Annotated in this window: 1 protein-coding gene; it reads left to right on the top strand. The window is 44.1% G+C overall.

The window, feature by feature from the left end:
* Window positions 1-47: 47 nt before the first annotated feature.
* On the top strand, window positions 48-329 hold a 282-nt coding region (locus RM539_RS20010; protein ID WP_489752685.1), incomplete at its 3' end, for an IS66 family transposase.

A 329-nucleotide genomic window follows, 5' to 3' on the forward strand; every position in this document is an offset into this window, starting at 1 on the left:
AAGGCTTACCGATAGGTATAGCCGGTGTTTTTCTGTATATTTACTTCATGGAAAACGACCTGGAGAATCTATCCAAAGAGCAACTTTTAGCACTCCTTCACAAGCAGGAAAAATTCCTTCAGAAGGAGACAAAAAGAAGGGGCAATGTGGAAGAGGAAAATACCCAATTAAAGTTCCAGGTTGAATACTACAAACGTTTAGCCTTCGGACAAAAGAGGGAACGCTTCGAAGGGGATAAGGACCAGATGAGCCTTCCTTTTGAAATGGATCCCGAGACTGCCCAGAAGCAGGAGGAAGAAGTAAAGGAGAAGCTTACCTACGAGCGTCGT

The sequence above is a fragment of the Autumnicola musiva genome, assembly GCF_031846585.1.
Classification (GTDB): Bacteria; Bacteroidota; Bacteroidia; order Flavobacteriales; family Flavobacteriaceae; genus Autumnicola; species Autumnicola musiva.